The organism is Bartonella queenslandensis AUST/NH15, from assembly GCF_000312585.1.
Classification (GTDB): Bacteria; Pseudomonadota; Alphaproteobacteria; order Rhizobiales; family Rhizobiaceae; genus Bartonella; species Bartonella queenslandensis_A.
Genome location: NZ_HE998003.1, coordinates 148348 through 149092 on the forward strand (window position 1 = coordinate 148348; position 745 = coordinate 149092).

Sequence of the window (745 nt, forward strand, 5' to 3'; positions counted from 1 at the left end):
CACCAAAGGTAGGGGATAACGTTGATTTTGTATATGAAGATAATGTTGTTAAATCTGTTCTCCCTCTTTTGAGTGAATCGCAGTCAGAAAAATCAAGATTGGCGATAGCACTTGTTTGTTGGTTTTTTGGATATTTGGGAATTCATCGCTTTATGGCAGGTAAAGTTGGAACTGGCATTGCAATGCTTATTATAAATATACTAAGTATAATGAGTATTATGACTATAATATTTATGTGGATAGGGCTTATAGTGATTACTTTTATAATGACACCTTGGGTATTGATTGACTTTGTAGTCATTTTATCCGGAAATTTTAGGGATGAAAATGGGGATAAAATTATAAATTGGTAGAAATTTTAGAATAATATAAAATGTAAATAACTAGAAACTTTCTTTACTTTTAATGTTGTCAATATATCAATTTAATAATGTAAATTATTCTAGTCTATAGCTTTAAATGTAAAATATTAAAGAAAATTATGAATATTTAAATAAAACTATTGAAAAAGACTGTACTATTTCATATGAAAGAAACAAAAGTGCAAATCGAACAGCGTGCTTTGTATTACCACTTATAATTGCGGGAATTTTAAGTTGTTGGGGGATTTTAAGCTTTTTAAGTTGTCATATATCACGGTGAATACAGATTGTATTCATGCTGTGAGGTTTATCCAATATATTATCATATGAGAAGAAAAACTTCTTTATGAATAACAATTTTATAGGTGGTGAAGATGAAAGGT

Annotated in this window: 1 protein-coding gene; it reads left to right on the plus strand. The window is 28.3% G+C overall.

The features are described 5' to 3' along the window. The coding region (locus BN338_RS05800; protein ID WP_039759937.1) for a TM2 domain-containing protein at positions 1–353 on the plus strand (353 nt) is incomplete at its 5' end. Positions 354–745 lie beyond the last annotated feature (392 nt).